20 protein-coding genes are annotated in these 25,100 nt (G+C 38.6%); 17 read left to right on the top strand and 3 right to left on the bottom strand.

The features are described from left to right. Positions 1-68: 68 nt before the first annotated feature. The 8 genes from pal to ABVT42_RS13515 all read left to right on the top strand — a co-directional run bounded on the left by pal (position 69) and on the right by ABVT42_RS13515 (position 9,638). The gene (pal, locus tag ABVT42_RS13550) at positions 69-602 is read left to right on the top strand and encodes a peptidoglycan-associated lipoprotein Pal (RefSeq protein WP_353896358.1); all 534 of its coding nucleotides are present in this window, start codon (positions 69-71) and stop codon (positions 600-602) included. Further along, the gene (gene ybgF, locus ABVT42_RS13545; RefSeq protein ID WP_353896357.1) at positions 592-1,359 is read left to right on the top strand and encodes a tol-pal system protein YbgF; all 768 of its coding nucleotides are present in this window, start codon (positions 592-594) and stop codon (positions 1,357-1,359) included. Before pal ends, ybgF begins: the two co-directional genes overlap by 11 nt. Before the next feature lie 425 nt (positions 1,360-1,784). Beyond that, the gene (gene queE, locus ABVT42_RS13540) at positions 1,785-2,429 is read left to right on the top strand and encodes a 7-carboxy-7-deazaguanine synthase QueE (protein ID WP_465251062.1); all 645 of its coding nucleotides are present in this window, start codon (positions 1,785-1,787) and stop codon (positions 2,427-2,429) included. A gap of 148 nt (positions 2,430-2,577) precedes the next feature. After that, positions 2,578-3,279 (top strand): 7-cyano-7-deazaguanine synthase QueC, encoded by a 702-nt coding sequence (queC, locus tag ABVT42_RS13535; RefSeq protein WP_353896356.1) that lies wholly within the window; start codon positions 2,578-2,580, stop codon positions 3,277-3,279. Positions 3,280-3,286: 7 nt separating this feature from the next. Then, positions 3,287-4,777 (top strand): Wadjet anti-phage system protein JetA family protein, encoded by a 1,491-nt coding sequence (locus ABVT42_RS13530; protein ID WP_353896355.1) that lies wholly within the window; start codon positions 3,287-3,289, stop codon positions 4,775-4,777. Beyond that, positions 4,778-5,599, top strand: coding sequence for a DUF4194 domain-containing protein (locus tag ABVT42_RS13525; RefSeq protein ID WP_353896354.1), 822 nt, complete (start codon positions 4,778-4,780; stop codon positions 5,597-5,599). Continuing rightward, positions 5,599-9,243 (top strand): ATP-binding protein, encoded by a 3,645-nt coding sequence (locus ABVT42_RS13520; protein ID WP_353896353.1) that lies wholly within the window; start codon positions 5,599-5,601, stop codon positions 9,241-9,243. The genes ABVT42_RS13525 and ABVT42_RS13520 overlap by 1 nt, the downstream gene beginning before the upstream one ends. Positions 9,244-9,275: 32 nt before the next feature. Further along, positions 9,276-9,638: a VOC family protein gene (locus ABVT42_RS13515; RefSeq protein WP_353896352.1), complete on the top strand. Its 363-nt coding sequence runs from the start codon at positions 9,276-9,278 to the stop codon at positions 9,636-9,638. A 174-nt stretch (positions 9,639-9,812) separates the two neighbouring features. Here the strand turns inward: ABVT42_RS13515 and ABVT42_RS13510 are convergent, their stop codons facing one another. After that, complete coding sequence (locus ABVT42_RS13510) at positions 9,813-11,177, bottom strand: hypothetical protein (protein ID WP_353896351.1); 1,365 nt, start codon at positions 11,175-11,177, stop codon at positions 9,813-9,815. A 261-nt stretch (positions 11,178-11,438) separates the two neighbouring features. Between ABVT42_RS13510 and ABVT42_RS13505 the strand changes: the two genes are divergently transcribed. The 9 genes from ABVT42_RS13505 (at position 11,439) to ABVT42_RS13465 (ending at position 22,889) form a co-directional block, all read left to right on the top strand. Beyond that, positions 11,439-12,539, top strand: coding sequence for a transcriptional regulator (locus ABVT42_RS13505; RefSeq protein ID WP_353896350.1), 1,101 nt, complete (start codon positions 11,439-11,441; stop codon positions 12,537-12,539). A gap of 242 nt (positions 12,540-12,781) precedes the next feature. After that, positions 12,782-13,213 carry a nucleoside-diphosphate kinase gene (gene ndk, locus ABVT42_RS13500; RefSeq protein WP_353896349.1) on the top strand — a complete coding sequence of 144 codons (432 nt, stop codon included), beginning with the start codon at positions 12,782-12,784 and terminating at the stop codon, positions 13,211-13,213. A 630-nt stretch (positions 13,214-13,843) separates the two neighbouring features. Continuing rightward, the gene (rlmN, locus tag ABVT42_RS13495) at positions 13,844-14,959 is read left to right on the top strand and encodes a dual-specificity RNA methyltransferase RlmN (protein WP_353896348.1); all 1,116 of its coding nucleotides are present in this window, start codon (positions 13,844-13,846) and stop codon (positions 14,957-14,959) included. A gap of 43 nt (positions 14,960-15,002) precedes the next feature. After that, complete coding sequence (gene pilW, locus ABVT42_RS13490; protein ID WP_353896347.1) at positions 15,003-15,803, top strand: type IV pilus biogenesis/stability protein PilW; 801 nt, start codon at positions 15,003-15,005, stop codon at positions 15,801-15,803. Then, entirely contained in the window at positions 15,794-16,897 is a 1,104-nt protein-coding gene (locus ABVT42_RS13485) for a RodZ domain-containing protein (protein ID WP_353896346.1), read from the top strand. Before pilW ends, ABVT42_RS13485 begins: the two co-directional genes overlap by 10 nt. An 87-nt stretch (positions 16,898-16,984) precedes the next feature. Further along, on the top strand, positions 16,985-18,124 hold the full coding sequence (gene ispG, locus ABVT42_RS13480) for a flavodoxin-dependent (E)-4-hydroxy-3-methylbut-2-enyl-diphosphate synthase (RefSeq protein WP_353896345.1): 1,140 nt from the start codon (positions 16,985-16,987) through the stop codon (positions 18,122-18,124). A 74-nt stretch (positions 18,125-18,198) separates the two neighbouring features. Continuing rightward, positions 18,199-18,624, top strand: coding sequence for a thiol-disulfide oxidoreductase DCC family protein (locus tag ABVT42_RS13475; RefSeq protein WP_353896344.1), 426 nt, complete (start codon positions 18,199-18,201; stop codon positions 18,622-18,624). Positions 18,625-18,908: 284 nt separating this feature from the next. Beyond that, positions 18,909-21,476: a TonB-dependent receptor plug domain-containing protein gene (locus tag ABVT42_RS13470; RefSeq protein ID WP_353896343.1), complete on the top strand. Its 2,568-nt coding sequence runs from the start codon at positions 18,909-18,911 to the stop codon at positions 21,474-21,476. Positions 21,477-21,596: 120 nt separating this feature from the next. Next, a complete protein-coding gene (locus ABVT42_RS13465; RefSeq protein WP_353896342.1) occupies positions 21,597-22,889 on the top strand; it encodes a dicarboxylate/amino acid:cation symporter in 1,293 nt (430 codons plus the stop codon). Positions 22,890-23,005: 116 nt separating this feature from the next. On the opposite strand, the gene ABVT42_RS13460 is transcribed toward ABVT42_RS13465, so the two are convergent. Beyond that, entirely contained in the window at positions 23,006-23,875 is an 870-nt protein-coding gene (locus tag ABVT42_RS13460) for an isocitrate lyase/phosphoenolpyruvate mutase family protein (RefSeq protein ID WP_353896341.1), read from the bottom strand. A gap of 19 nt (positions 23,876-23,894) precedes the next feature. Then, positions 23,895-25,097, bottom strand: coding sequence for a pyridoxal phosphate-dependent aminotransferase (locus ABVT42_RS13455; protein ID WP_353896340.1), 1,203 nt, complete (start codon positions 25,095-25,097; stop codon positions 23,895-23,897). Positions 25,098-25,100 lie beyond the last annotated feature (3 nt).

Genomic DNA, 25,100 nt, shown 5'->3' with positions numbered 1-25,100 from the left:
TAAAAATCGTGGATAATGGGCAGAATTACATAATTTTAATTTAATAGCTAAAAAATAGGAGCAATCTTATGTCAATCACCAAATTGGGGAAAGGCTTTATCGTTCTGGCTTCGGCTGTATTCTTGTTTGCTTGTGCCGGTAAAGAAACCGTCTCAAATAATAATGCAGAACAAAGTCAAGAGACAGAAACTACTACTGTCACTACTACTACCCCTGCAGCAGATGTTGAAACTGCTGAAGAGCGTATGGCACGTATTAATACTGAAACTCGTCAAGCTCGTGTTGTTTATTTTGACCTTGATGATGACACCATTAAGCCTGAAGCGCGTGCATTGCTTGAAGCACATGCTTGGTTTTTGTCACGTAACAATGCCATCACTGTAGTTGTTGAAGGTCACTGTGACGAGCGTGGCACACCAGCTTACAACTTGGCTTTAGGTGAGCGTCGTGCAAAAGCTATTGCTCAATTACTAATGATTAATGGTGTTGCTGCTTCACAAATCAGAACCGTTAGTAAAGGTGAAGAAGAGCCTGCTATTGATGGACATGACGAAAGTGCCTGGTCACAAAATCGCCGTGGTGTTTTGGAATATGAAGGTTAGTCCTATCTATTTGGTGGCAGCTTTAGCTGCCACTACCTCCTTAAGCGTATTTGCCCAATCTCAACTTTCTGTTGAGCAGCGTCTTCAATATCTCGAACAACAGCTACAAACCAAAACTCAACTTCAAGCCCAGATGAATCAGCAGCTTTCTGCACTGCAGGATGAAGTAAAAGAACTGCGTGGATTAGTTGAAGAACATGGTTACCAGTTGAATCAGATACAGGAACGTCAACGAGACTTGTACCGTGATATTGAAAATCGATTAAGTGCGCTCCCGAGAACAGCGGTACCGACCGCACAAAGTAGCCCGCCATCAACAACAGCCAAAACGACCCGTCAGCCCTCCCAGTCTGTCACAACACCGACAGCCTCTGGTAGTGAAAGAGATGCATTTGAAGCGGCATTTAAATTGGTGAGAAACCGCCAATATAGTGAGGCAATCAAAGGATTTGAGGAGTTCTTAACTCAATATCCCCAAGGCTCATTTTCAGATAATGCCCGTTTTTGGATAGGTCAGGTTTACTTTGCTCAATCGAACTTGGTAGAAGCTGAAAAACAGTTTAATCTGCTAAGACAAGACTTTCCTGAGTCAACAAAATTATCAACCGCTTTGTTAAAGTTGGCTGAAATTAAGACTAAGCAGGGAAATTGGGAAGAAGCAAAGTCCCTATATAATGAAATAATCAATAATTATGGTGGTGCCCAGCAGCAACTTGCTCGAAAAGGTTTGCAAGAGCTCAAACAAGCTGGACATTAAACCTCACTTAAAATGATTGACTAATTAAAATTGCAAAAGCAGTGTAGACTAAACCACTTTTGCAATTTTTTTAACTGAGCAATAAAACTCTCCGCTGTTTTTAGCTGACGCAATGCTTTTTAAAAACAAGGTGTGATTTTCGATAGTGCCACTAACTGATTGTGTGAATGAGCACTTAGGCAAACGCTTGAATGAAAAAAATCTAATCACTAGCCGTCTATCTTACATAGCATCCATACGTTATTATAACTTTGTCAGGTAAAAATAAATTTTCTAATAATTACTTTGATGAGTTCAATCTAACCAATCAATATTTAGCATGAGTTGGTCGGCAATATTATCTGCCGCTCAACGTGATTGTACGCAGACATTTTAGGCAAAATTAGGTAAAATCCCTGTTTTTAACCTTTGCTGAATTAATTATTTTGTCGCGTCTGAAAATTACCGAAATTTTTTACTCCTTGCAGGGAGAATCTTCAACCATTGGCAAACCCACCTTGTTTGTTCGCCTCACCGGTTGCCCCTTGCGTTGTGTCTGGTGCGATACAGAATATGCTTTTTCTGGTGGAACCTACAGACAACTTGACGAACTAATAACTGAAATTGAATCTTATCAGCCACAGCATATTTGTATTACCGGTGGTGAGCCGTTGGCGCAAAAACAACCTTGTGAAGAATTGCTTAAAGCGCTATGTGATCGTGGTTATCTGGTTTCTCTGGAAACTTCAGGGGCAATTTGTATTGCCAATGTTGATGCGCGAGTTAATAAAGTCATGGATTTAAAAGCCCCCGGTTCTGGGGAAATGAGTAAAAATTTATATACTAATATTGCCCACTTGACCAAGCAAGATGAAGTCAAATTTGTATTAACGGATCGCCAGGATTACGACTGGGCTAAAATGCAAATAGACCAATACCAACTGGCAAAGAAAACCAATGTGATAATGTCACCCTGCTATGGTCAAATTAACGAGCGCGATCTAGCTGAATGGATTATTGCAGATAATTTACCCGTACGTTTTCAAATTCAGTTGCATAAATTATTGTGGAATGATGCTGCTGGACATTAGTGGTTTAATTTTAATACCACCGATTTGTGTGAAACTAGTTTGTTAATTCAGATTTTTACCTGACTAAATAGATTCAGACTCATCACAAGTGAATTAAGTTAGTCCTATTAACGCCTGAAAATATTTCAAAGCTAAGACGAGGTGAGCATTGCAAGCGCAGACCAATCATAAAAGAGCAATCGTACTGTTATCGGGCGGACTGGATTCGACCACTTGTCTGGCTATTGCTCAGTCGCAAAATTACGACTGTTACGCACTGAGTTTTAGTTATGGACAAAAGCACAATAGTGAATTAGAGGCTGCTAAAAAAATAGCGGCTCAGGCTGAGGTCAAAGCTCACCACATTATTCCGATTGACTTAGCTGGATTTGGTGGCTCTGCACTGACTGATGATAATATCGATGTACCAACGGGGGGTACACAGGGCATTCCGATTACTTATGTGCCAGCACGTAATACTATCTTCTTATCAATTGCGTTAGCTTGGGCTGAAGTATTGTCTGCGCAAGCTATTTTTGCTGGGGTGAATGCTGTTGATTATTCGGGATATCCTGATTGTCGACCTGAATACATCGCTGCATTTCAACAAATGGCTGATTTAGCAACAAAAGCCGGCATCGAAGGCAAAGGTGTTAAAATTCTTACCCCCTTAATTGATTTAACCAAAGTTGAAATTATTCAGTTAGGTGAGTCGCTTGGTGTTGACTATGCTCAAACTGTTTCATGCTATCAAGCTGATTTAGATGGTCAGGCATGTGGGCAATGTGACTCCTGTCTAATACGTCAACAAGCATTTATTGATGCCTTAAAAAATGATCCTACTCGCTATCAATCAACTCAAGTAAGGTAGTATTGCCGTGTTCTTTGAAGGCCAGCATCAAGAATTTTTCAAACCCTTGACCAGTAAATATCGAGAGCAGATTCTTGAGTGTTTACAATTGTTGTATAGTCGTCTTTATACTAGCCAGGCCGATTATTCACAGCTACTTTCTCGTGAAATGGTTATTGAATGTTTTGAAGAAGCTATCACGCGTGCGCCATTACTTGAGTCTCATGGCGAAGATGAATTTAACCAGCCAGTGCGCTCACAAAGAGAACAGGCTAACTGGACACTAAATATTTTATTAGAACATGCTTGGCTTGAAAAGCAGGTTGATGAGGCAACCTTACAGAGTTCTTATGGCTTTACACGAATTGGCCGAATGTTTACCCAGCCCGTGGTCGAGCTAAATCAGGGGCGATTTCGAACCCGTCACCGAAATACCCGCAATACCCGTAATGCACTGAAAGTATTTTCAGAACTGGGTGATATTTATGAATTACTCGATGCTTACGAATATTCAGAACGTATTATTAGTGACTTTAGTGATGTTATTGCTGAGCTTGAAGAGCGCAAAAGAGCGCTTATTCAAGAAGTTGAAGCACAACAGTTAGTGCAAAAAGCCAGTGACGAGTTTTTTGAATTTATGGAAAAAAGATTTGTCCCCGATCTTGCTATTCGACTATCTGTTGATAGTGTCGAAAAATATCGTGATGATATTGTAGCCACCATTGGTGTAGCGCGACGAAAACGAAAAGAATTTAAAGCACAGGTTGAGTTAAACCTAAGAAAAACGGCGCCCGAACTACTTGAGTCTGAAGATAAATCTATTTACCTGACACTGCTGGATAAAATAGAACGACGTATTCACAATGCCAGTAATATTATGTTGCCCGCATTACGTCAGGCTTTACTCAGTTTTACTCGGCGTGCTGATATCATTATGCGGCAATTAAGTTTTAGTCATCAAGGTGGTGGCGACCAACTCCTGGAAAATTTGCAACGCTTGAAAACATTGAGTGATAGTGATTTTGCTGAAAAAATGGATTTGGCTGGAGAGACGCTTTCTGGACTTAATCTGAATTTATTAGATCCTGCACAATTAAAAATATATGCCGGTAGAAAAAAGAAAATTGTTGATACACATGTTGAAGAAAGTGTCTCAATGGATGAAAAATCTCGTCGAGAGTTCTATTTACAGCAAGTGTTAGAAAAAGCTTTCATGGTGAACAATCAACAGTTGACCGATTACCTGATTGACGCTTTAGCGCAGGGCGAAAAAATCTTTTTACATGAACTGCCTATAAATAATGCACGAGATTTGATTTTGCGTAGTCATGCAATAGAAGCGGCGAGTGCAGGAGGACGTTCCAGTGAATATTTATTCAAGATTGAACCGACTGGCGAAAAAACCAGTGACGAATATTTTTTACAGGCTGATCAATTTTCATTAGAACTGGTCAGTAAATCTGAAAAAAGAACAGATGAAAAACACTCAAAAAAGCAGCCATCAATTGAGAAGCAATAAATGAAGTTTAATGAATATTTGGGGCAGCGGCTAGAAAAGCTGGACACAAGCGAGTTTGAATTTCAGGAACTGATATTACGTTTAATGAATTACTCGGTGATCTCGCGCGCAGAAAGTCAAACAGAGCAGCAATTATTTGATCGGCTGGTTCGCTGTCGAGAATTAATTGAAGAGTATCTTGCCGTCATTGGAATACAGCTATTAATTGAGCCTCGCTTTGAATATGCACGAATCTATCCGCCCTCTAGTGAAATTCCCGGAATGAAAGAAGCTGAGGATAATGCCTGGAGTGGATCACTACGCCAACGTTTAAACCAAACTGAAACGGCCTTAGTTTTGGTGGTAAGAGCACAGTATGAAAAAGCGTTAAGAGAAGGAAAAATTGACGAGCAAGGGTATGCATTAGATTCGATAGAGTCAATTACTATCGCTATGAAAAACCTACTAGGTCGAGGATTACCCGATAAAATTACAGAGCGAAAAAAATTGTTTTTACGTTTACGCCAATTAAGATTAATTGAATATCGACACGAAGAAGCATTTGAAAATGGTGAAGGGTGGATTAAAGTTCATCCAATGATTATGACATTTGTCAGTAATCAAGCAGTTGACGCTATTGCTTCACTTCCGTCTGAGTCGGTAATAACTGATGGGGCGGCAATAACTCAAAATGAAACTCGGGATAACGATAAATTTCAAATCGAAAACCCAGAAAATGAAGTATCAAATAGCGAACAAGCAAAAGTTGATAAAAATAAAAAATCTAGAAAAACAAAAAAAATGCAACCTGACAATGCCAGCTTGATCGAGGGAGATGCCTGATGTTTCTAAAAAAGCTTATTATGGTCAATTGGGGAAATTTGCCGAACAGTGAATTTGAGTTTGGTCCAATTAATTTGTTTTCTGGTGGTAATGGTTCGGGTAAAACAACTGCTGCAGATATGATTCAAACCATTATGACTGCCGCGCATGAAAATCTTTTTCAGTACAATCCTGGGCAAGATGAAACAACACAAAAGGGGCGAGGTGGAAAAAAAGTCAGAACACTGGCTTCTTATGTATTAGGTTGCGATGATGGTAGTTATTCGCGGTTGAACCCAACTGATGGCTATATGGCAGCTTCATTTTTTCCAACAGAAGGAGAAGTTGGCGAGCCGTTTACGGCGATGCTAGGCGTGAGAGCCTGGCTTGAAAATGCAGGTAGTAACCGGCTTGCGCGTCAAGAGGAGTTGGTCTTTTATATTTTAACCCAACAGCAAAATCGAACATTGCAACTGAGCGACTTGCAACCTGATAATGCAGTTTTAACATTAGATAACCTGCATAATAGTTTGATTGCTTTATTTGGTAAATCCGCGGTTGAAAAGTACGACACCAAGCGAGCCTATTTACGCCGACTTTATGGTGTACTTCGTGGTAAAAAAGATGCGGTAACTGATGTTGAAGCTATGGGAGCCGCTAAAGCATTTTCCCGTTTTATGGCTTATAAGCCTGTGCAAAGCATTAATCGGTTTGTTGCTGATGAAATTCTTGAGAAAAAAGATCTGGGTGAAGCTGTGCGTTCAATCTCTAGTCAGCTCAAGACGATACACGGTATGGAAAAAGATGCGGGTAAAATTCAAGAGTCGGTTAACGTGCTGGAGAGCGCTGTTAATTATAGTGAAGGTTATCTACAAACCTGGCGAGATTTCAAACTAAAAAAATATACTTTGGCCAGACATCACTATGTCATTCGTCAAAAGGATTATGTGGCTGCAAAAGATAAAGAGAAACAAATTAGAAATGAGCAAGCAGAACTTGATCAAAACATTCAAATTAATACGCAACGTGTTGAACAGTTGCACCAGCAGCGGATTGCACTTGAAGCGCAACGCATGGGTGTGGCCGCACTTCAAGAAAAAGATGAATTAGAGAAAAAGCGTGATAAAGAGAGTCAAGCGCTGGCTTTAAAAGCACAGCGCCTATTAATGGAAAGTCAGTTGCTTGATGGTAATCTACAAGCAACCCGACAGATTATCAAACAAATACAATCTCCGGGTATACAAACAGAATTACCAATGATTGCGGAACTGAAAACATTGGCTGCTGGTAAAAAAGTGATTGCCGGTATTAATGACTCTTCATTCGATATTCACCAGTTAATGGGAAAAGATTTACTAAATGACATTCAAGGATTGGAAAAGCAACTCGATGAAATTAATCAAATTCAAAGTATTAATAATGCCTGGGTTGAACATTGGGAAGATAATAATGAACAACGTAAATCACTTAAAGTTTTAGTTGACAATTATTTAGATCGACTAGAGCAGAATTTTCAACAGCTCGCTAAAGAGTGCCAGCAAAAAGAGTCAGTGGTGAGCCGACTTGAGCAACAACAGGTAGATTATCCTGACTATGTTAATAAAGCCATTACCGCAATTGAAAATATGTGTCCCAAAGCTGACCCACGAGTTTTATGTGACCATGTCGAAGTGATTGATGAAAAATGGCAGGCGGCTATTGAAGGATATTTAGGTGGTGCTCGCTATTCAATTATTGTTGATGAGGCGTTTGAGGCCGAAGCAATACGGGTTGTGCGAGGACTTCCAGGCAGAGCTAATAAAGCCAGAATTATTCAAGCCTATAAAGCGCAGCGTGATGCTCAGCGCATGGCGCTGGAAAAAAACTCTATTATTCATTTGATGGATTTTACTCATTCTACGGCGAAAAATTTTTTAATTGCCAGTTATGGCAGTGTGATTCAGGTAAACGACGAATACGAGCTGCGAACAACTCGACGGGGGTTAACGGTTGATTGTCTGGCATCTGGAAACTATGCACTGTTTCGCTGTGATATCAGTGAGAGTGAATTGGTATTTGGTGCAAAGGCCCGACAGAAAGCCTTTGTCGGGCAACAATATGAATTACAAAAGTTGACTGAGCGCTGGAATCAGGTAAATGAAAAAATTGGAGATGTTAAATTACTGATTAATAGTATCAGTAAATTAAAAAGTGTGGCATTGATTGAACCGTTGAGTGAAACGCTGGCCTATCATCGCGAATTACAAAAAATTGAAAATTTATTATCCCATATTGATTTATCTGATCATCAGGCATTGGAACAAAAACTGATTGATTTAACGCGAGAAGAGAAAACCCGTCGCGAAGAAGGTGAGTTGTTAATTGAAGAGCGAGGCAAGTTAAAAGGACGACTGGAAGCGCTAGTGAAAAGCTTTACCCGATTGAGTAATGATCAAGAGGAAACCCTGACACTGGTTGATGCGTGTGAATCTGAACTTAAACAGCTACAATCTATTTGGTCGAGTTTTGACTTGGAAAACTCTTTAAATATTGCCGATTCATTGGCTAATACTTTAAATGCTGCAACTGCAGAGACTGAAATTCAGGAGGTTGAAAGTAACCTGTTTAAATTGGAAAAGCAGCTCGATGATGCGATTAAGAATCACAATCAAATTTGTCAACCAGGTGATGCACTAATCTATACCGCTTTTAATGGTGAGTTTGACCTTAAACTATTTAATAGCATTATCAAGTTGCAGCGTCAGATTGACAATATTTATAATCGTTTAAAAAATAATATATTACTTGAAAAGCACCAACAGTTAAAACAATTGAAAGAAAGTTTTAATCATACTTTCGTCACTAACTTATGTCATTCTATTCATCAGGCGATTAACGATGGAAAACGTCAGATCGATTTGCTTAATCAGGAATTGACCAATCATAAGTTTGGTGATGATAGGGAAACATTTCGTTTTGATTACGAATGGATTCCAGAATATAAAGAGTATGCCAAATTTTTTGAGGATGTGATTAAACATCCTGATTTGACTGAAGGACAAACTTTATTTGACGTGAAGCTAACCAAAAAATCAGTTGAAGTTAGAGATCGTTTAATGGCGATGCTGCTTGAAGAAGATAGTGATAAAGCCTTACGCGAGCTAGGTAGAATAGCAGATTACCGCAATTATCGTCAGTATGAAATTTACAAAGAGGTTGACGGAAAACCGCCGATAGCATTAAGTGAATATGGAACAGGATCGGGCGGACAATTGGAAACGCCTGCCTATATTATTCGAGCCGCAGCCATTACATCGGCATTTCGTTTTGCCGAAGGTCGATGTCATTTGCGTACAGTTTTGGTTGATGAAGCTTTTTCAAAAATGGATGAAACACGCTCACGTGAAGTTATTAATTATTTAACAGAGTCTTTAGGTTTGCAGCTGGTTTTTATTATGCCCACCAGCAAATGTGGACCTTTTATGGATTTAATCAGTAATGAGTTTGTCTTTGCCAAAGTACCCAGTCCAGCCAAGCGAGGTGAATTGAATACGCGTGTTTTAGTCGACCGAAAAGTCTGTAATACCGACAAAATTAAGGATTTATGGGCCAATCATAAGCGAACCGTTTATCGACAGGCTGAGCTTGATTTTTTAGCGGAGCTTGAGGCAATTGATGAAAGTTAAAAATTTTATTATATAGGATTAAAAATACGTTAATGAAATTAGATCATATTGTGATTATGCTATCTGATATGGAAAATCATTTTGCATTTTATGAGGTATTGTTACCACAACTTGGATTTCGAAAAATTCGAGAGCATGTGTTTGTCAATGATGAAGGAAATCATTTAGATTTTAAACAAGCTCCCGATGCGGATTATTGTTATCGACGATATGCACCAGGTTTAAATCATATTGGTTTTACTGCGCACAGCGAAGCGCAGCTTATTGAAATTAAAAATATCATGGCTAATGCGCGATTCGACGTGCCTGAAATTCAAACCTTTGATGAAGGTCGCGCTATCTTTTTTAAGGATAGTGATGGAATGCGAATTGAAGTGGCTTGTTATCAATCCTGATTCAAATTGAGCTTGTGTTGATTACCAAAAATGAGTTTGCTGGTTTTTTTGCGCTGTATTGGCTTCATAAACCTCGTTAACCGAGGTTTATGTTAAGGGTAGTCTAAGTAACTATGTTAAGAAGCATCTAAATTATGAGGGCGCTTTGCTAAGCGCATTTTTTGGCTCAGTGTGCTATGGGTGAGCCCCAAAGCTAATTGAACATAACGATTTTTTACTTAAACACTCAAACTCAAGCGTTTGTTTTTGTTCATTAAAAATTAATGGTTCTAGCGTATAAATATTACGATATGCAGAATCGTTAACCCACTGTAACGGCTGAAATTCAGATTGATTTTTCAATTCAAGCTGTAGTTTTACCAAATTAAACATGCCGTTCATATCGTGCATTCTGGCAATGTAATCACTCGGTGACCAATTAATATTCTGGAGTAACAATTTTCCTCCGGGGTTATACAAATTACTAGGTGATAGGCTAAACCATTGCTCGGTGACGTGCTCAGTCTTTCCCTGTTGAACAGCATCATAAAAGGCACTGCTATTAAGCTTGGATAGCACTAACATTGGTGAAAGATACCGTTCAAAGTGTAAATTTTGAGTGGCATGGACTTGAATCATTGAATCAAAAAAACTGATTTTAATGCCATAAATTTCTTGGAGATTTTGGCGACTTAATTTGGCTAGTTGATTGTATAATGTTTGCGCTTCCAAGCGAAAAGCATTGCTCAAATCGAGCTCTTTGTTATTCAGTGGGCGTAAAAGCTGTTGAATGTTTTCTACTTGTACCGAAGATAAATGATGCTGACTTATAATATTCGATAAATATCGAACGTCATACCATATTGCGGCAATGGCAACCATTTTAACAATAAGAATATCACTCTTAAGCAATAAGGTTCGCCAGAAATTAATATCTTTTTCTATCGCAATTAAAAAACTATCAAATTCTAGTGTGCTAAATTGATGTGCCAGGCTAATTTGTTGAAGTGATAATGCGTATCCAAATGCTGGTATTGGACTGGCAAAGGTCATTTTATCTGGGGATTGGTAGTCCTGATAGTCGGTGAGTCTTGCATATCGTTTTAGCATTTGTATTAATCGCGGCGAATTAAAATCAAGCGCTTTAATATTGTTAAGGCTTTGCTGAAAACAAAAGTGTTGGGTTCGCGCATGGCATCTTTCAAACTGGGTAAACCAGCTTTCTGTTTCGCTAATCTGCAATATTTTTGTGGAGTCACTCGCTGATAGTTGATCCAGACCTAATTTTTCTCGGTTATCGACATATTTTTGCTGTAACTTCTGACCTGCTTCATGTGGATCCTGAGCATTACTGGCGAGTAATCCGAGAAAATAAAAATAAGCATTATATTGCGGACTGATGCGGTCTTGGGGTTGCATGACTAAATTAACCGCTGGCGAGCTTTTTTCATCAAATGCCTGAGTATTAATAAGTAAAACACTCAAGATGAAAATCAATGTGATAGCGAGTACATACAGGCTATATTTGGCAATTGGATGGTATTGACTAATTGGTTTCATAGGTAACTCCAGATAATGGCACACTCTTGAAAACAGAATATTTACAATGGATCAAACCGCACCACAAAATGTCGAGCCGATTGACCTAAGGGATTCTCTTGTCCTACCGGATTAATATTGACGCACTTACTGTTTTTTTCCCTGAGAAAAATATCTGAAAATTCTGAGTGCTTGATGTAGAGGGGTTTTTATCTGACGTTTTATTGATAAACTGGGACTAATTGAGTACAAACTGTTTTAAACACGAACTGTAAAGACCAAATGGAAATTTATCAAAGTGACACACTAAGCATTAACCCTGAGACGGGGATGGTAAATACCTCGGCAGGAAGTGAGCGGATTGGTCCGGTGAATATGCGTGTTCTAATTTGTTTAATCGAACAACAGGGCCAGGTTGTTAGCCGAAATGAGCTTTTTCAGGCTGTGTGGACCAATCAGGTTGTCAGTGATGATGTACTTACTCGCTGCATTGCCGACCTGAGAAAACTTTTAAGAAAACACAATTCGACGATTCAATATATTGAAACGATACCTAAGCGCGGTTATCGCTGGGTTCAGCAGACACAAAAAAGTAAGGTTTCAGCGCATTTGGGTGATTTAACCCAGCATACCAGTGCGTTGCAAAATGCCGGGAGAGAAGAGGGGGATGATGTTGCTAGCTTTGCAGCAGAATTTGAGCCTGTTACTGTTGACGATACATTGACCAAAAGTAAGGTTAGTAATAAGGCGCTCTCTACGGAAAACTCACCTTCGACAATCGAAGTGAATGCACAGCAACATGATTGGCCTGATGAACAATCGATGAGAGAAGCAACAGGTGAGCTTGATAAGGAAACCAAAAAGACTGACTTACCCGTAAAGTATAAAAATAAGACATCCTACAGTTTAACATATTGGCAGGTTGCTTTGATGGGCTTTGTAACAGTGCTTTTATTATCTACGGGGAGTCTTTGGCTGGTAAAACAATGGGTCGCGACACCAACGACCAAAGTTGCGCTACTGCCATTTACCTATGAAAATGATGAACTTAAAAGTTTGGCACTCGAAATCGAAGAGCAACTGACTGCCGCCTTGATTTCCCAATCTGGTATACAGGTGCTGGCGCGCAGTGCGTATTTCGATAATACACAAAGTCCTTATCCTTATTTGGTGGGAGAGTTTGGTACACAATGGATTCTGGAAGGAACAGCTCGTCATTATAGTGGTAAAAACAAACTGACCATTACACTGGTCGATGCGACAAGCGCGACGGTGTTTGCCTCATTTTCTCGCGAAATAACCACTGATAAAACGCAACAGGCTCAATTTGTAAGTGACTTTATTATTCAGTCAATTTTGCCAAACCAAACTAATTCAGATTAACTTCTTGCCACAAATGCCTTTAGAGCAACCCCGGTAAGAGATAAATGGGATAAATAAGTCGAATAATTGAATGTCACTTATACTTTAACTTGTTGCAATTTTGCTCAAAATGACATCATTAGAATTGAATCATTTCTACACCATCCATACTCAGCCGTGTATAATACGCGCCTTTAGCATCAGAAGATGCTTTTGTTTTATCTAACTTATTGATTTTTAAATTTTTATATTGGAGCCTATCGATGTCAATCGAACGTACTTTTTCTATTGTAAAGCCTGACGCCGTTGCCAAAAACCTGATTGGTCAAATTTATGCAAGATTTGAAAGTGCCGGACTAAAGATTATTGCCAGTAAAATGGTTCATTTAAGCAAAGAAAAAGCTGAAGGATTTTATGCTGAGCATAAAGAGCGTCCTTTCTTTAATGATTTGGTCGCTTTTATGACTTCTGGTCCTGTTATGGTTCAAGTACTTGAAGGTGAAAATGCAATTGCTGCTAACCGCGAAATTATGGGAGCTACTAATCCTGCTGAGGCAGCTCGTGGTACTTTAAGAGCCGATTTTGCCAATTCAATCGATGAAAATGCGGTTCACGGTTCGGATGCACCAGAATCAGCAGCACGTGAAATTGCTTATTTCTTTGCTGAAGATGAAATTTGCCCACGCACTCGTTAATTATTAAATTTGAGCGTGATGGCCAGACCTTAAATGAGACTGTCAGATAATTGCCTGACAGCATTTAAAATGATAACAATAATATCTGCCATTTGACGAGTTGTGAGCATATCAATAGCCCGTTGGGCTATGCTAACAAGCTGATGTGGCAGGTATTTTTAAGTCTCGTTTGGTCGCTCTAGCGTGTTCTTAAATTAAGAGCATGGTATACTGCTAGTCAAATGGCTGAGGTTAGGTGTTTTATTTCGATGTCTACTAATGTTTAACGGCTAAATGTGAATGTTGGTCTTAATATCCATATAAACACCCATACTTAAATATCAATCTACCCATTAAATATTGATTGTCATATTGATTATCGGTATTCGTAGTGGATAATGATATCTCAGTGACAAATGACTTTGAGTCAGTCGCTAGTCAAATACTTGATGCTGTTCTTTTTAATTCAGGGTTTAACGGTAATAACCTGAACTTTATAGAAATTTTGATAATAAATACTCAACAATTGTTATTAAAATCGAATAGAATTGGTTGAACAGCTCGAATAATTATATTAATACATGAAACTTATATTTTTAGGCAGATAACCTGTTTAAAGTATCAAGTTCTGATCGCAAAAAAGGTAGTGCAATGAGTGATAAAGTAAATTTACTCGACCTGAATCGCGATGATATGGTTCGATTTTTTGAAGAAATCGGTGAAAAACCATTCCGCGCGCCTCAAGTGATTAAATGGATCCACCAGTTTGGCGTTGATGATTTCGACGCAATGACCAATATCTCAAAGTCTTTGAGAGCAAAATTGAAATTGACCACCGAGATTAAAGGTCCGTCAATTATTTATGAACAAATTTCCGATGATGGCACTATTAAATGGGCACTAAAACTGCTCGATGGACAAGCCATTGAAACCGTATTAATTCCTGACGGAGAACGTGGCACCTTATGCGTTTCTTCACAAGTTGGCTGTGTGCTCGATTGTTCGTTTTGTTCAACTGCGCAACAGGGTTTTAATCGTAACCTTACGGTTGCTGAAATCATTGGGCAGGTGTGGTTTGCCATTCGTCGTTTGGGGAGTTTACGTACAACTGGCAATCGAGCTGTCACCAATGTTGTGATGATGGGAATGGGTGAGCCATTGCTAAATTTTGATAATGTCACAAAAGCAATGGACTTAATGCTGGATGATTTAGCGTATGGTCTGTCGAAACGTCGTGTAACCCTAAGTACATCAGGCGTTGTACCCGGGCTCGATAAATTGGCGGGACGCTCAGATGTTGCTCTTGCATTATCGCTACATGCACCTAACAATGAACTTAGAAATGAGCTGGTTCCCTTAAATCGCAAATATCCGATAGAAGTATTATTTCCTTCGGTAAAAAACTATTTAAATAGTGCCAAGGCGAGCAAAAAGGTAACCATTGAGTATGTCATGCTCAGAGATGTGAATGATACGCCAGAAAATGCGAGGGAATTGGCGCGACTATTAAAAGATATGCCTTGTAAAATTAATTTGATCCCTTTTAATCCTTTTCCAAAAACCCGATATCAAACTTCGACTCAGGAAGCCATTGATAAATTTGGTGATATATTAATGAAAAAAGGATTTGTTGTTGTCACTCGTCGAACTCGCGGCGATGATATCGATGCTGCCTGTGGACAGTTAGTAGGTGAAGTGAATGATCGTACTCGCCGTCAACAACAGCGACGCGAAAGAGAAATCAATATTGTTGAAATCAAGTCATGATAAGGTAGGGATCATTGAATCAAAGCAATATGAGGAACTGCCAATGCTAATAAGAAAACTCATAATCCTCTCACTGGGTTTTATTTTGGTGGCCTGTGAAACGACTCGTAAAACTGAAACAGGTAATATCGGTCGTACAGTAAAGCCATCAGCTGAAGGCCGATTTAATAAAATTGAAGCAGCCGAAAAACGCGTCGGTTATGGCTTAACCTACATTAAATACCATAACTACACGCGTGCGAAATTTCATTTAGACAAAGCGCTTGAATATAACCCCAAGTCAGGTAATGTGCATTATGGGCTGGGTATTTATTATCAGCGAATTAAAGAACGTGAAAAAGCCCGGGAACATTTTGAAGAGGCCTTGTCTATAGATAACAAAAAGCCCGAATATATGAATGCTTTTGGTGCGTTTTTGTGTGAAGGCGGTGAATATAAAAAAGCCGAAGCGGAGTTTCAAAAAGCAATTAAAGTGCCCACTTATACTGATATAGCCTCCGCTTTTTATAACATTGGACTTTGTGCTTTAAAACAAAATAATATTGATAAAGCCGATGATTATTTTAGAAAAGCACTTAATCGTGATAGACACAGACCTGATGCTTTGATTGAAATGGCAAAAATTGAATTTATTAAAAAACGTTATAGCCGAGTGCTTGATTATGTTCGCCGCTTTGAATCGAGTGCGGCGACAACTTCAGAGTCAGCTTGGCTAGGATTAAAAGCCGCACATTATTTACGTGATAAAGATACGATTGCTAAATATGGGGTAATTTTAGAAGAGCGTTTTCCTGACAGTGAAGAAACCGCTGAATACCTGGATAATAAAAGACAATGGATGTAGTAGAAGATAATATTTCAGCTGAACCCTCAGCATCGCTTGATATAGGCGCGTTACTGGTTGAGGCGAGAGAAAATAAAAATTTAACTGCGCAAGATATTGCTAAACAAATGCATTTAACTTTGTCGGTCATTAACCAGTTGGAAACGAATGACTTTAAACAAGGTATTCCATTGGCATTTGTGCGTGGCTATCTGCGATCTTATGCACAAAAAGTTGGTGTCGATGTTGAAACGATTTGTGCCGAATTTGATCGACAAACCGGTAACACCAGCGAGCCAATTCAATCAATAAAAGTCATCTCTGGTTTTGGTCGTAAGCCACGTAAAGAGCTCAATTCTAATAGCGGAATAGTTAAACTCATCAGCTTTATTATTTTCTTCTCACTACTTGCATTAGGTGGATACGAAGTCTGGAATCGATTTCTATCGCCAGTCGCTGATGATGTGAGCAGTAGTAATCAAATTCCGTTGACACAATTGCAGTCAAATTTATCTACTACAGCTGAGACTGAAAGTACTCAACTCACAGAAACGGTTCAAACGAATGAAGATAATCGACAAGCTGCAAATCTTTCGGAAAAAATTGATTTGGCAACCGATGATATGGTTGGCACAGCATCAAAGACTCAAACAGTAAACGAAACAGATAATAAAAGTAATGCTGTTAATATTCGTGACACGAATCAACCACAAAATACACCTTCGAATCCGTCATCGGAATTAACCAGCAGTTCAACTGATACTCTACAACAGTCATCAAGCGAGCCGACTGTAATTGCGAATTCAGATGACAATTTACAAGCAAATCAAACTGATGTTACAAATCAACCGGTTAAACTGCCAAAAATTGAGGGGTCACTGGTTGCCATGCGTTTTGAATTTTTTGCTGACTGTTGGGTTAAAATAACTGATGCTAATGATGAAGTATTAGCGGTTGGTGTTAAAACTGAAGGTAAAATTATGCCGCTACAAGGCGTTGCTCCAATAAAAGTCATATTGGGGGAGCCTTCGGCGGTAACCTTGGATTTTAAGGGAGAAGCTTTCGATCTCTCTCGTTTTAAAGCTGGGCGTCGAGCGACTTTTGTTTTGCAGTAAGGTTAATTGCAATGAGTTTTCAATTCTTATTGCCATGAGAGTCGTCTTGTCACAAATGGACAATTAACTGATTAATAGAAAAGTATTATGAAAGGTGAATCCTGGATCAAACGACGTAAAAGTCGTCAAATTATGGTAGGTAACGTGCCTGTTGGCGGTGATGCGCCAATTGCCGTACAAAGTATGACAAATACTGAAACTTGTGATGTTGCCGCGACTTTGGCACAAATACACAAAATAGCCGATGCTGGTGCCGACATTGTGCGTGTTTCTGTTCCGTCAATGGAAGCCGCTGAAGCATTTAAAGCAATAAAAGCTTCATCACCGGTTCCATTGGTTGCTGATATTCACTTTGACTACAAAATCGCGCTCAAAGTTGCTGATTATGGTGTTGATTGCTTGCGTATAAACCCAGGCAACATTGGTAATGAAGCACGTGTCAAAGCGGTCATTGAAAAAGCCAAAGAATATAACATTCCTATTCGCATAGGCGTCAATGCTGGTTCACTTGAGAAAGACTTACAAATGAAATATGGTGAGCCAACGCCAGATGCATTGGTTGAATCGGCTTTTCGACATATCGATATTCTCGATCGCCATGATTTTCAGAATTATAAAATCAGCTTAAAAGCTTCTGATGTATTTATGACAGTATCGGCTTACCGAAAGCTTGCTGGGCAAATTGATCAGCCATTGCACTTAGGCATTACTGAAGCCGGTGGATTACGCGCAGGCGCGGTAAAATCAGCGGTTGGACTGGGTATGTTATTAGCCGAAGGGATTGGTGATACTATCAGAGTCTCATTGGCGGCAGATCCCGTTGAAGAAATTAAGGTTGGCTACGATATTCTGAAATCATTGGGATTGCGCCAACGTGGCATTAATTTTATTGCTTGTCCTTCTTGCTCGCGACAACAGTTTGATGTGATAAAAACTGTTAATGAATTAGAAAATCGTTTAGAAGATATTAAAGAAGCGATGGATGTGGCGATCATTGGCTGCGTTGTTAATGGACCTGGTGAAGCCAAAGAAGCGGATTTGGGATTAACTGGCGGACAAAATGCCAGTCTGCTTTATGAAGACGGCAATAAAAGTCACAAAATCGATAATGACAAACTGGTTGATTCGATTGAAAAATCGATTCGTGATAAATTAGCCAAGCGAGCTAAAGAGATTGAAGGCAAATCGAAAGGTGAGTCTTTAATTAATATTAGTGGTGGTGTTTGATTATTAATTTTTATTTGAGAATAGTTAAAGACTCAGTTAATTGTGACGTGTGGTATAGGATCACTTATTAAATAATGAACCAGCGACTTCCCGAGTTTATTTCACCTGATGACAAAGTCATTTTATTCGATGACGTTTGTCATCTGTGTAATGGATGGAGTCGCTTTATTATAAAAAATGATCGTTCATACAAGTTTAAACTGGTGAGTGTTCAATCTGATAAAGGACAGCAGTTATTGAAATACTTCGGTTTCCCTACCGATCGATTTGACACGATGATCTATATTGAAAATGGTCAAGCTTTTGAAAAAAGCAGCGCCTTTTTTAACATTATTTTTCAACTAGCCTTTCCCTATAAATTACTAATTATCTTTAAAATAATACCCAGGTTTATGCGTGACTCTGCCTATGATTGGTTTGCACGAAATCGTTATCGATTTTTTGGAAAAAGTGATCACTGCCTGTTACCTAGTTCAGAAAATCAAAAACACTTTTTATAAGTCTATATTATTCAACACTAAGAAAACCCTCAATATTAACCTCGTAATATTTCATTTGTATTAAAAAGTAGTTTAACAATTATTAAAGTTTTACGACAAAAAATTATTATCTTATCGAAGTTTGTAAATCTATATTAGAGATAATTGATTACCTGCTGAATTGATTGAAAAAATGCTATTCGTGTAAGTTTTACGCACATAACTGTAAGAATATACAACTAGATGCCTATCTTGGTAATCGGAATAATGTACACGTTTTTTATCAATTTAATTATAGGCTTCACATGTTTTCTTCGAATTATTTTAAAAATATGTCTTTTGAACAGTTTAGCAAAAATAAACTTTCTGTAACGATCGCGACTGCTTTGCTAGGCGGAGTGAGCTCTTCAGTTATTGCTCAAGTTAGCGAACAGTATCGAATAGTTGAACACAGTTTCAATGAGCAAGCTTTACATGCGCAATCTTTTAAACAGCCAAATTCAAATGATCAAATCTTAGATGTACAAAATTCAGATAAACAAAATACTGATCCCGACAACTCTGATGTCTCTGATGATGAAAGCCAGGCAATCGTAATTGTTGGGACGCGTTTTGTTGGACGCACCATTGCTGACTCACCAGTGCCAGTTGATTTAATTTCAGCAACAGAGATCAGTTCTGTTGCCGGCGGAGGTGACTTAACTGACAATATGAGAACTTTAGTGCCTTCTTTTAATGCAACACCTTTAACTGGTGATGGGAGTGCATTTGTTCGGCCGACTTCGTTGCGAGGATTATCTTCTGACCAAACCTTGGTGATGATAAATGGAAAAAGAAGACATCGTTCTGCATTAATTCAATTTGATGCGCCAACATTTTCATCTGGTGCACACTCTGCTGATATTGGATTAATTCCTGCTATTGCCATCGAACGTGTTGAGGTACTACGCGATGGTGCTGCTGCTCAGTATGGCTCCGATGCAATTGCCGGAGTAATTAACATTCGCTTAAAGGATAATCCGCAAGGGGGGGAAGTCAGAGCAGTATACGGCCAACATTTTGAAGGTGAACAAAATTATCAATTGTCGGGTAACTTTGGCGTTGAGTTCGGCGAGTACGGATATTTTAATTTTAGTGGCGAATATTCTGACGCTGAAGCATTAAGTCGAGGATATCAAAACACACTGGCTCAACAATTAATTGATGAAGGGGCTGTTGGTGTTGGAAGCGATTCTCCTTTTGATGATGCGCCGCTGGTGCAATCCTGGGGTAGACCTGAACAAAAAGGTTTACGCAGTATTTTTAGTGGTGGTTATAGCCTAGACAATAATAAGCATGAGATATACTGGCATGGTAACTATGCCGATATCGAAGGGATATATCGATTCTTTTATCGTGAACCTGGTAAAAGTGGTGTTATTGATGCGTTCGATTCACCAAGCGATGAGTATCCCGCTTTTGATTTTAATTCTTTATTTCCTGTTGGATTTACACCGTATCTGTTAGGTGAACAAACAGATTTTTCTTTAGTTGGTGGCATTGATGGGAGCTTATCTAGTCGACTTAACTATGACGTTAGTGTAGGGATGGGAAATAATGAAATTACTTTTAATTTGTTTAACTCTATTAATCCGAGTTTAGGTGCGGCAACACCTTTTGATTTTTATTTAGGTAAGCAACAGCAAAAAGAATTCATGGTTAATGCCGACTTCATTTATGATTTAAGTACTAGTGTACAGTTAGCATTTGGTACAGAGTGGCGCAAGGAAACATTTGATATATTAGCAGGTGAATCTGCATCTTATATCGCAGGACCGTATGCTGCTGTCGGTGCATCTATTGGTTCAAATGGATTCCCGGGGTTTCATCCATCATCAGCAGGGAGCTTTGAGAGTCAAAATTATGCACTTTATACTGATGCAGAATGGGAAGTTTCAGCAGACTGGCTAATTCATGGAGCACTACGCTTTGAAGATTATGACGATTTTGATAGTGAAATAACCTGGAAATTTGCAACCAGATTTTCTGCAACTGATCAGTTAACACTCCGTGGTGCTGTTTCAACCGGTTTTAGAACCCCTACGCCAGGTCAAGCTAATGTTGCCGTTATTAATACTAGCTTTAATGGAACAACCGGATTACAGCAAGATGAAGGTCAGGTTTCACCTACATCGCCTTTAGCATTGGCCAATGGCGGTGCGCCTTTAACTAATGAAACTTCTTTTAATATTAGTGCGGGGTTTAATTTGGCATTAGATAATGGATTAAATATTGCGACCGACTTTTATCGGATAGATTTAGACAATCGCATTTTTAAGACTTTTGATATTGCTGTTAATGATCTCGCGTTTGATTCAATTTCTTTTTTTACTAATGCAGTCGATACGCGAACGAAAGGTGTTGATATTATTGCCAGTAAGCAAAATGATTGGGGAGAGTTTTCAACTTACTGGACATTTGGTTACAACTATACCAAAACCAAAATTATTGAACAGCATCTGGTAAACGGTAAGAATCCGGTTGGTGAAACGTCTGTTGCCAACATCGAAGAAAATATTCCTAATCATAGTTTTGTTACCAGTATTAAAGTAGAGTACGACAAAACTGATGTATTATTAAGAGCGAGATATTTCGGTGAGCATATTGATGAACGAGCATTGAGAGAAGAAATTGATGCAACAACTTATATTGATATAGAACTAAACTATAAAGTCAATGAGCGTTTTGTCGTAACTCTTGGTGCAGAAAATGTGCTTGATGAATTTCCCTCAAAAATTACTGCACGAGAAAGTGTTGGTTTACCTTATCCACGCCGTTCTGCTGCGGGATATAATGGTGGTTCTTTTTATCTAAAATCTTCAATGACATTTTAAGTTTTGGGATGAAATAACCTTAATGCACTGAGAATCCAATTTTATATAAAGCGCTAACCAGTTCGGTTAGCGTTTTCATTTTATAGTGATAAAAAATTTATTTAATGATAAGTGTTGAATATGTTGCTCTATATAATTTTTTTGTTAGTTGTTTCTACTTTTCTTGGCTATCTGTTAATTAAACGTCATCCGCTTTGGCAGCAAATCATTATTGCGATTAGCTTTGGCGTGCTAGCGGGTACGCTGTTTGAGAGTGAGTTTATTCAGTCAATTAGTTGGACAGGGGAAGTTTTTTTAAGACTAATAAAAATGCTGATAGCACCTGTTGTCTTTTTTACATTGATTGCTGGAATTTGTAGTCTTGATAATGTGCAATCTTTAGGTTTAATTGGTAGTCGAGCAATTAGTTTATATTTATTGACCACATTAATGGCTGTAAGTATTGGGTTAATTGTTGGTAGTATATTAATGCCGGGAAGTGGAGTTGATAGTCAAATCATACTTTCAACTGAACCAATAAATGTACAAAGCTTGCCTGCTACGCAATTATCCTTATCACAGCGTTTGATCAATATTATTCCGGTTAATCCATTTTACGCTTTATTGACAGGTAATATTTTAAGTATTATTTTTTTTGCAATTGTTATCGGTATTGGAATTATTGCCAGTGGTGACAAAGCAAAGCCATTTGCTTTAATAATGAAGTGCGTTTCTTCAGTATTTATTGAAATTACTAAAGCTATTATGATGTTAGCACCTATTGGCATTTTTGGTTTAATCGCCGTTAATGTTGCGCAACATGGTTTTGCGGTATTTGAAATATTATCTAAGTTAGTAATTTGTGTATATTTGGCTTGCTTTGTCCAAGTTAGTCTAGTTTATGGTGGGATTTTATTGCAATTAAAACGAGTCAGTGTTCTTACATTTTTTAGAAAAATTGCCAGTCCGCTAGGAATTGCTTTTTCTACTGCATCTAGTTCAGGTACTTTGCCCGTTACACTAACAACCGTGCAGGAAAAACTAAAAGTTAATCCATCAGTTAGTGGTTCGGTACTTCCATTAGGTGCTACTATAAATATGGATGGCACAAGTATATACATTGGTCTTGTCGCTATTTTTGCGGCTCAAGTATTTAATATTCCTTTAGGGCTGAGCGAATTTTTAATGATTGCGCTTACCACCACAATTTCATCGATTGGTGCCGCAGGTGTGCCTTCTTCTGCTTTATTTATGGGAATTAGTGTACTGACAGTTATGGGATTGAGTGTTGAACAAGCGATGATAGTGGTTGCATTTATTCTGCCTTTCGATCGAATATTCGATATGATTCGTACAATGACCAATGTAGCCGGCGATTGTGTTGTTGCTTATACCGTTGATCGACTATTGATTAATAGAATAGACTTAAGCTAGGAATAGTTTAAGTTATTTTAATATCGCAATAAAATAAAGGCTAACTCAATTTAAACTGGTCAGTAAAAAATACTGACCAGAAGATTATTCATTGTGGTTCATTAATTGATTTCGATTTAACGTAAATATTGCTTTTCATTGACTTTTACCCAATCCATATTTTGTAATTCAAATATTTCTTTGACGCTGGCGATATCTTTTTCAACTGATAACATACCTTGCTTTAAAATTTTTTGAAATGTTGATTGCATCGCTGCAGTGCATGCGCGAATTGCATGATTACCGTAAATAACAATAGCTATTTTTTGTAAGGCTTGAATTTCAGCCAGCGTTAATTCAGGATAAGCCGTTGGAACAATAACTAAAGGTATATTGCCTTGCCAGGCATTAGTAAAATTAATAATTTCTTGAGGTGATTTTTGTTTGGAATGAATCAAAATCAAATCTGCTCCCGCTGCTTCGTATGCCATTGCTCGCTTAAGTGCTTCTGCTTCGCCAAGCCCCGCGATTAGCGCTTCGACGCGTGCAATAATTAAAAAGTCAGGATTGATTCTATTCGCACAGGCTGCTTCTATTTTACCTTGGAACTCTTCAATTGGCAGTAGATGTTGGCGTCCACCTTCGAGTAAGCTGGTTACTTTTGGGAAATGCTTATCTTCCATGACTACCGCAGAAGCACCGGCCTGTTCATAGCTGATAATCGTGTGAATAACATTAATTGCATTGCCATAACCCGTGTCTATATCGGCAATAATTGGAATTTGTGTTTCACTGGCAATGGCGCGTAGCATATCTAGATGTTGAGTCATGGTGATCATGCTCATATCGGGCAGACCATACATTGCCGATAATTCAAATCCAGATGCCCATAAAGCATCGAACCCTGCTTTTTCTGCAACTTTTGCTGACAGTGGACTATGGCAGCCCATCGCTTGAATAACTTTTTTTTGTGTAATTTTTTTGCGTAGTGATTGTAAATGTTGCATAAGTAGTTAACCTGATAAATTATTGAAGTAATGCTAAGGCGAGTTTAATTCGCTCGCAAGCGGCTTCTAGTTGCGATTCTGCTGCAGCAAATGAAAGTCTTAAATGACCTGGTGCCATAAATGCACTACCGGGTACCAGACCAACTCCGAATTCCTCTAGTAGGTAAAAAGCGACATCAATATCGTTATTGAGTTTTTTTCCTTGTGGTGTTGTTTTTTGAAAAATACCTTCACAATTGACAAATAAATAAAAAGCGCCTTGAGGTAGAGTGCAATCTAATTCGTCGAGTGAATTTAATTTACCAAACATGAAATTACGACGTTTTTCGAAGGCCATTGTAAACTGTTGTAAATAATGCTGTGGTCCGGTTAAGGCTGCTAAGGTCGCATATTGCGCGATTGAATTTGGATTGGAAGTCGAGTGGCCTTGAATAATGCTCATCGTTTTAATTAAAGCTTTTGGACCTGCGCCATAACCAATACGCCACCCGGTCATAGCATAAGCTTTAGAAACACCGTTAATGGTTAATATTCTGTCTTTTAGATCTGGTGCAATTTGAGCCAAGGTATAAAAGGCTTGATTGTCATAGATTAATTTCTCATAAATATCATCGCACAAGACCATTATTCGAGGATACTTTCTAATGCACTCTGCTAATGCGCTTAATTCTGCTTTGCTATAAACTGAACCAGTTGGATTAGATGGCGAATTTAATACCAGCCAGCGGGTTTTCGGGGTTATTGCGTGTTCAAGTTGTTGTGCCGTTAATTTATAATTGGCTTGACGATCACAGTAAACCTCGATTGGATTGCCTCCTATTAATTTAACCATTTCAGGGTAAGAAACCCATGCTGGGGTAGGAATAATAACTTCATCGGCAAAGTTTAGTGTAGCTAAAAATGCATTAAATAAAATTTGTTTGGCACCAGTTCCAACTATTATTTCGCTAGTTGAATATTCGATTTGATTATCGGAGAGAAATTTATTTTTGATTGCTTCACGCAGTTCTATGATACCACTGGTTGGTGTATAGCGAGTTTTTCCCGCATTAACTGCCTCAATAGCTGCTTTAGTAATATTGGGTGGAGTGTCAAAGTCTGGTTGGCCTTGGCTGAGTGAAATAATACTTTTACCTTCGAGTTTGAGCGCATGCGCTCGTTCGGTCATGGCTTTGGTTGCAGATGGTTGTAAATTAGCCACTCGGTTTGCTAAATAGTTCATTAC

This window comes from Aliikangiella maris, from assembly GCF_040719265.1.
Taxonomy (GTDB): Bacteria; Pseudomonadota; Gammaproteobacteria; order Enterobacterales; family Kangiellaceae; genus Aliikangiella; species Aliikangiella maris.
The sequence above is the reverse complement of the archived record's forward strand: the minus strand, read 5'-3'. Positions and strand labels throughout refer to the sequence as shown.

Coding starts and splice junctions, on each gene's coding strand:
- rlmN (WP_353896348.1), top strand. CDS start 13,844: ATGAGTGATAAAGTAAATTTACTCGACCTGAATCGCGATGATATGGTT.
- ABVT42_RS13485 (WP_353896346.1), top strand. CDS start 15,794: ATGGATGTAGTAGAAGATAATATTTCAGCTGAACCCTCAGCATCGCTT.
- ABVT42_RS13520 (WP_353896353.1), top strand. CDS start 5,599: ATGTTTCTAAAAAAGCTTATTATGGTCAATTGGGGAAATTTGCCGAAC.
- ABVT42_RS13465 (WP_353896342.1), top strand. CDS start 21,597: ATGTTGCTCTATATAATTTTTTTGTTAGTTGTTTCTACTTTTCTTGGC.
- ABVT42_RS13455 (WP_353896340.1), bottom strand. CDS start 25,097: ATGAACTATTTAGCAAACCGAGTGGCTAATTTACAACCATCTGCAACC.
- ABVT42_RS13510 (WP_353896351.1), bottom strand. CDS start 11,177: ATGAAACCAATTAGTCAATACCATCCAATTGCCAAATATAGCCTGTAT.
- ABVT42_RS13515 (WP_353896352.1), top strand. CDS start 9,276: ATGAAATTAGATCATATTGTGATTATGCTATCTGATATGGAAAATCAT.
- ispG (WP_353896345.1), top strand. CDS start 16,985: ATGAAAGGTGAATCCTGGATCAAACGACGTAAAAGTCGTCAAATTATG.
- pal (WP_353896358.1), top strand. CDS start 69: ATGTCAATCACCAAATTGGGGAAAGGCTTTATCGTTCTGGCTTCGGCT.
- ABVT42_RS13460 (WP_353896341.1), bottom strand. CDS start 23,875: ATGCAACATTTACAATCACTACGCAAAAAAATTACACAAAAAAAAGTT.
- ndk (WP_353896349.1), top strand. CDS start 12,782: ATGTCAATCGAACGTACTTTTTCTATTGTAAAGCCTGACGCCGTTGCC.
- ABVT42_RS13470 (WP_353896343.1), top strand. CDS start 18,909: ATGTTTTCTTCGAATTATTTTAAAAATATGTCTTTTGAACAGTTTAGC.
- ABVT42_RS13505 (WP_353896350.1), top strand. CDS start 11,439: ATGGAAATTTATCAAAGTGACACACTAAGCATTAACCCTGAGACGGGG.
- ABVT42_RS13525 (WP_353896354.1), top strand. CDS start 4,778: ATGAAGTTTAATGAATATTTGGGGCAGCGGCTAGAAAAGCTGGACACA.
- pilW (WP_353896347.1), top strand. CDS start 15,003: ATGCTAATAAGAAAACTCATAATCCTCTCACTGGGTTTTATTTTGGTG.
- ybgF (WP_353896357.1), top strand. CDS start 592: ATGAAGGTTAGTCCTATCTATTTGGTGGCAGCTTTAGCTGCCACTACC.
- ABVT42_RS13475 (WP_353896344.1), top strand. CDS start 18,199: ATGAACCAGCGACTTCCCGAGTTTATTTCACCTGATGACAAAGTCATT.